Annotated in this window: 5 protein-coding genes and 1 pseudogene; 3 read left to right on the top strand and 3 right to left on the bottom strand. The window is 73.0% G+C overall.

All coding sequences use genetic code 11. The annotated features are described in order from the left end of the window. Nucleotides 1–374: pseudogene (locus AC2VNT_RS17410) on the bottom strand (DUF3000 family protein); the annotation flags it as partial. 207 nt (nucleotides 375–581) lie between these two features. Here AC2VNT_RS17410 and hemE point away from each other — a divergent pair. From hemE to hemQ, 3 genes are read left to right on the top strand one after another with little or no spacing between them, the layout of a single operon-like run. Next, nucleotides 582–1,655 carry a uroporphyrinogen decarboxylase gene (hemE, locus tag AC2VNT_RS17405; protein ID WP_486948042.1) on the top strand — a complete coding sequence of 358 codons (1,074 nt, stop codon included), beginning with the start codon at nucleotides 582–584 and terminating at the stop codon, nucleotides 1,653–1,655. Next, a complete protein-coding gene (locus AC2VNT_RS17400; protein WP_486948041.1) occupies nucleotides 1,652–3,022 on the top strand; it encodes a protoporphyrinogen oxidase in 1,371 nt (456 codons plus the stop codon). Before hemE ends, AC2VNT_RS17400 begins: the two co-directional genes overlap by 4 nt. Before the next feature lie 34 nt (nucleotides 3,023–3,056). Next, entirely contained in the window at nucleotides 3,057–3,758 is a 702-nt protein-coding gene (gene hemQ / locus AC2VNT_RS17395) for a hydrogen peroxide-dependent heme synthase (RefSeq protein WP_486948040.1), read from the top strand. Between the two features lie 130 nt (nucleotides 3,759–3,888). On the opposite strand, the gene AC2VNT_RS17390 is transcribed toward hemQ, so the two are convergent. Continuing rightward, nucleotides 3,889–4,410 carry a hypothetical protein gene (locus tag AC2VNT_RS17390; protein ID WP_486948039.1) on the bottom strand — a complete coding sequence of 174 codons (522 nt, stop codon included), beginning with the start codon at nucleotides 4,408–4,410 and terminating at the stop codon, nucleotides 3,889–3,891. A 115-nt stretch (nucleotides 4,411–4,525) separates the two neighbouring features. Next, on the bottom strand, nucleotides 4,526–5,353 hold an 828-nt coding region (locus tag AC2VNT_RS17385), incomplete at its 5' end, for a DUF5631 domain-containing protein (protein ID WP_486948038.1).

Genomic DNA, 5,353 nt, shown 5'->3' with positions numbered 1-5,353 from the left:
CGGCAGCAGCGGGTCGATCGCCTCGTGCGGGTCCAGGTCGGCCTGGATGTAGGCCACCAGCCGCAGGGTGCCCTCCCATGCCTCGCTGCCGTCCGGGTCGTAGAGCAGGATCAGCCGTCCGAACGCGTCCTTATCGGCGTCCTCGGACGGCTCCGGGACGGCGTCGGACTCGGGGCGCTTGACCTCGGCGCCCAGCGCGTAGCTGTACGGGGCCAGCCGCTGCGGCGGGCGGATCGGATCCAGCTCGATCTCTGGCCGCACGGTGGCGGCCTGCATCGCCGCCACCGCTTCGCGGAATGGGGCCGGCTCCGCTGATGTCATAAGCGCCGCTCCTCCTCATCGCTTCGCTCTGCATCGTCGACGACGCGAGTCACAAGCGCGCTCCTTCTCGTCGCTCCGCTCGGCATCGTCGATGGGGGAACTGCGAGCGTCGCTGCACCGCGTCACAGCGCGAATCTGCCCTCGCCGCGGAGCGGTGACGCTGTCTCACGCTAGACCCATTCGCCGCCGCACGTGGGCAGGCGCGCCGACCCGGGCCGGGCCACCGGCCGCCGATCACCGCCATGGCAGCATTGAGGCCGATGAATACGCGCCGTGAGCTGCCGGATTCGCCGTATCTCGCCGCCATCGCCGGCCGCACACCAGGCCGGATACCGGTGTGGTTCATGCGGCAGGCGGGTCGGTCGTTACCCGAGTACCGAAAGTTGCGGGAGGGTCGCAGCATGCTGGCCGCCTGCCTGGACGCCGAGCTAATCTGCGAGATCACCCTGCAGCCGGTGCGTCGGCACGGGGTGGACGCGGCGATCCTGTTCTCCGACATCGTGCTGCCGCTGCGCGGCGCCGGCGTCGACCTGGACATCGTCCCCGACGTCGGGCCGGTGATCGCCGCGCCGGTGCGCACCGCCGCCGACGTCGCCGCACTGAAACCGCTCGACCCGCAGCGGATGCAGCCGGTCGTCGCGGCGGTGGCGCTGCTTACCGGCGAACTCGGCCAGGTGCCGCTGATCGGCTTCGCCGGCGCGCCGTTCACGCTGGCGTCCTACCTGGTGGAGGGCGGGCCCAGCCGCACCCACGCCCGCACCAAGGCGATGATGCTGGCCGACCCGGCCAGCTGGCATGCGCTGATGACGAAGCTGACCGACCTGACGGTGGCGTTCCTGCGGCTGCAGCTCGATGCCGGGGTGGACGCCATCCAGCTCTTCGATTCCTGGGCCGGGACGCTGTCGCTGGCCGACTACCGCGACCACGTGCTGCCGCACAGCTGCCGGGTCTTCGCGGAGCTGGCCGGTGACGGCGTGCCGATGACGCACTTCGGCGTCGGCACCGCCGAGCTGCTGGGGGCGATGTCGGCGGCGCTGGGGTCGGCGGGGAAGGCGCCCAACGGCCGGATGGTCGGGGTGGACTGGCGGACCGCGCTGACCGACGCCGCCGCCCGGGTCCGGCCCGGCACCGCCCTGCAGGGCAACCTGGACCCGGCGGTGCTGCTGGCCGGCTGGCCGGTGGTGCGGCGGGCGGCGCGGGCCGTGGTCGACGACGGCCGTCGCGCCGTGCAGGCGGGAGCCGCCGGGCATGTGTTCAACCTCGGGCACGGGGTGTTGCCGGAGACCGACCCCGGCATTCTCACCGAGCTGGTCGCGCTGGTGCACTCGCTGTGACGCGCTCGTATTGTGTTGTCGGCGGCGGGATCTCCGGGCTGGTTGCCGCTTACCGGCTGCGCACCATGCTCGGCGACGGCGCCGACATCACCGTGTTCGACCCGGCGCCGCGGCTCGGCGGGGCGCTGCGCACCGAATACGTCGGCGGGGTGCCGATGGACCTGGGCGCCGAAGCGTTCGTGGTCCGCCGGCCCGAGGTGCCGTCGCTGCTGTCCGAACTGGACCTGGCCGACCGGCAGCTGACCACCACCGGGGTGCGGCCGCTGATTTACAGCCGGCAGCGGCTGCACCCGCTGCCGGCGGAGACGCTGATCGGGATTCCGTCGTCGAGTGAGTCGATGGCCGGTCTGGTCGACGACGCCACTCTGGCCAAGATCGACGACGAGCCCACCCGCCCGCTGCGCTGGCGGCCCGGCGCCGACCCGACCCTGGCCGAGCTGGTCGATGACCGGTTCGGCGAGCAGGTGACGGCCCGCTCGGTGGACCCGCTGATCGGCGGGGTGTACGCCGGTTCGGCGGCGACCATCGGCCTGCGCGCGGCGGCGCCGCTGGTGGCCGCCGAGCTCGACAACGGCGCCCCCAGCCTCACCGGGGCGGTGCGCCGGGCGTTGCCGGTGGCCACCGGGGCGCCGGTGTTCGGGGCGGTGGCCGGCGGCTACACGGTGCTGATCGACACCCTGGCGCACCGCAGCCGGCTGCGCTGGGTGCGATCCGCGGTGACCCAGATCGACCGGCGTCCGGACGGCTGGTCGCTGCGCGACGCCGCCGGCGACTACTGGCGGGCCGACGCGGTGGTGCTGGCGGTTCCGGCCGCCGGGCTGGCCCGGCTGGCTACCGGGGTGGCGCCGGGCACGGCGGCCGCGGCCAGCCGGATCACCAGCGCGTCGTCGGCGGTGGTTACCCTGGCGGTGCCCAGTGGCGGTTCATTCCCGGACAATTCCGGGGTGCTTGTGGCCAGCGGTGAGCGGCTGCATGCCAAGGCGATCACGCTGTCGTCGCGCAAGTGGGGGACCTGGGGGTACGGCGACAAGCTGGAGCTGCTGCGGATGTCGTTCGGCCGGTTCGGCGACACCGTCCAGTTGATCGGCCGCGCCTCCGAAGACGAACTGCTGAGCTGGGCGGTGCAGGATCTGCGGACGGTCTTCGGGGTTGCCGTGGACCCGGTCGACGTGCGGGTGGCGCGCTGGATCGCCGCCATGCCGCAGTACCGGCCGGGCCACGCCGAGCTGGTGACCGATCTGCTGGCCGGGCTGCCGCCGACGGTGGCGGTGGCGGGCAACTTCCTGACCGGGATCGGGGTGCCGGCCTGCATCGCGACCGCCGAGCGCGCCGCGGCGGCGGTGATCAGCGCCACCAGCACGGGCTGAGTGGCTCCCCGATCATTCGTGGCACGATGGGCTAATGGCACGCCTCGACTACGACGCCCTGAACTCCACCCTCCGCTACCTGATGTTCTCGGTGTTCGCGGTGCGCCCCGGCGCACTCGACGACGGGCAGCCCCGGGACGAGGTCGCCGCCGAGACCGCCACCTTCCTCAAGCTGCAGGAAGACCGCGGCGTGGTGGTACGGGGGCTCTACGACGTCGCGGGCCTGCGCGCCGACGCGGACTTCATGATCTGGACCCACGCCGACCGGATCGAGGCGCTGCAGGCCACTTACGCCGACTTCCGGCGCACCACCGTCCTGGGGCGGGCCAGCACCCCGGTGTGGAGCAACGTGGGGCTGCACCGGCCCGCCGAGTTCAACAAGAGCCATGTCCCGGCGTATCTGGCCGGTGAAGACCCGGGCGCCTACATCTGCGTCTACCCGTTCGTGCGGTCCTACGACTGGTATGTGCTGCCCGAGGAGGAGCGGCGCAAGATGCTCGCCGAACACGGCCAGAAAGCCCGGGCCTACAAGGAGGTCCGCGCCAACACCACCTCCGCGTTCGCGCTGGGCGACTACGAGTGGCTGCTGGCATTCGAGGCGCCGGAACTGCACCAGATCGTCGACTTGATGCGTGACTTGCGGGACACCGAGGCGCGCCTGCACGTCCGGGAGGAGACGCCGTTCTTCACCGGGCCACGGGTCGATGTCGAGCAGTTGGTGGCGTCGCTGCCGTGACGGTCGAGCCGCCCGGCACCGACGACGCGGCGCGCTCGCCCAACCGCCGGCTGCGGCCCGCCGACGTCCCGTTCTGGGAGGTGCACGCACCCGGGTGGGCCAAGGGTGCTTGGCTGGCAGCAGGTTTCGGTTACGTCTGCAGGCCGTGTAGTCCGGCTATCGCGGTGTCGGCGGCGTGGCGGACGGCCGTTTCGGCGGCGGCGCAGGCATTGTGGTCGCCGCGGGTCGCTGCGGCGTCGGCGGTGTTCACCGCGTCACGGATGTCGACCACGAAATCGGTTTCGACCCTTCGGGTTTGCGCCCTGGCCGCTGCGACCGCGGCCAGTTCTGTGCGGGCGTCGCGACCGTCGTAGGCCGGTGCCGCGGATACGACGGGTGATTGCCCGGTGAGCGCCGCGGCCAGGAACGTCGTTCCGGCGGGAGGACTGGTCAGTATCGGTGGCCCGTAGAGCCGGGCCGTCCATCGGTCTTTGACCGCTTCCCGGGCGCACCAGAGCCGATCCAGCACCTCATAGACACGGGCGCAGGCGTCGGCGACGGCTTTTCCGAACGCGGCCATCGCCGGGTCGCCGACCGTGCAGGCCAGCGGGGTCGGCGGCGGTGTCGGGCGGCCGTCTCGCGGATCGTCCAGGCTGCGGGCGATGACCCGCACGACCGGGGCGCGGCCTGCCACGCGGCGGGTGAGCGGCCACCGGACAGCACCCCGGCGGGGAACTTGAACGGGCCGACCAGCCAGGTGCTTCCTGGTGCGGGCTCGGGCTCGGCGGTCATTTCCGGGGGTTTCCGCTGGGTGCCCGGCTGAGCGCCTGGAACCAGGCGAAGTGGTAGTTGGCGGCGGTTTTGTCGCCGTCGGCCGGGGCGGCGATCGCGGCGAGCAGCTGCCAGTTGCCCAGCAGGGTCGAGTCGGTGTGGGCGGGGTAGGCCTTGAGTACCTTCCCGCGCACTGTGGCCAGTTCCTGGTGCAGCAGTTCGAGTTCGGAGTCGAGCAGGCCGGTGCCGGCCGAGGCGGCTTTGGCGACGGTGTGCGCCAGCCGGGGCAGGCCGTCGCGCCAGTGGGTGGCCTGGTTGAGCTCCCAGCCCAGCTCCTCGATCTGCGGTGCCCGCCGGGGCCGCGGCGAGGTGGGCAGCGGCTCGTCGGGGTCGTCGGCGGGGATCTGATGGGTGGGGGCGTAGGAGGCGGCCAGGTCGGCCTCGCCGAGCAGCGCTTGCAGATCGCCGCGCCGCCAGCCGGGTTCGAGCAGCGTCACCGCGGCCGGGAGGTCGACGGTCGGCGGGATCCAGCCGCAGGCCAGATCGGTGACCAGCACGGTGGTGCCGTCGTCGTGGTCACCGGCCGCCCAGGCCAGTTGGGGTTCCTGGCGGGCGGCGACCTCGACGATGCGCTGCAGCCGGAGGCGGGTGGTGGCGTCGGCCGAGGCGGCGCCGGCCGCCGCGCCGCCGGCGGTGGCGGCCAGCGCCGGACCGGATAGGCCCGATGCGGCCTCGGTGGGCGTCGTACCCGGGACCGGGCCCGGTGCCGGGCGGATGGGTGTGGCCTGGGTCAACCCGCCGGCACCGGCGGGTGGGTGGGTGCCCGGCGCCGACGACGGTGCCGC

The sequence above is a fragment of the Mycobacterium sp. TH-M15 genome (assembly GCF_057473705.1).
The sequence above is the reverse complement of the archived record's forward strand: the minus strand, read 5'-3'. Positions and strand labels throughout refer to the sequence as shown.

What these genes read in the sequence shown, in the direction of transcription:
- hemE (WP_486948042.1), top strand. Translation starts at nt 582, where the DNA reads ATGAATACGCGCCGTGAGCTGCCGGATTCGCCGTATCTCGCCGCCATC.
- hemQ (WP_486948040.1), top strand. Translation starts at nt 3,057, where the DNA reads ATGGCACGCCTCGACTACGACGCCCTGAACTCCACCCTCCGCTACCTG.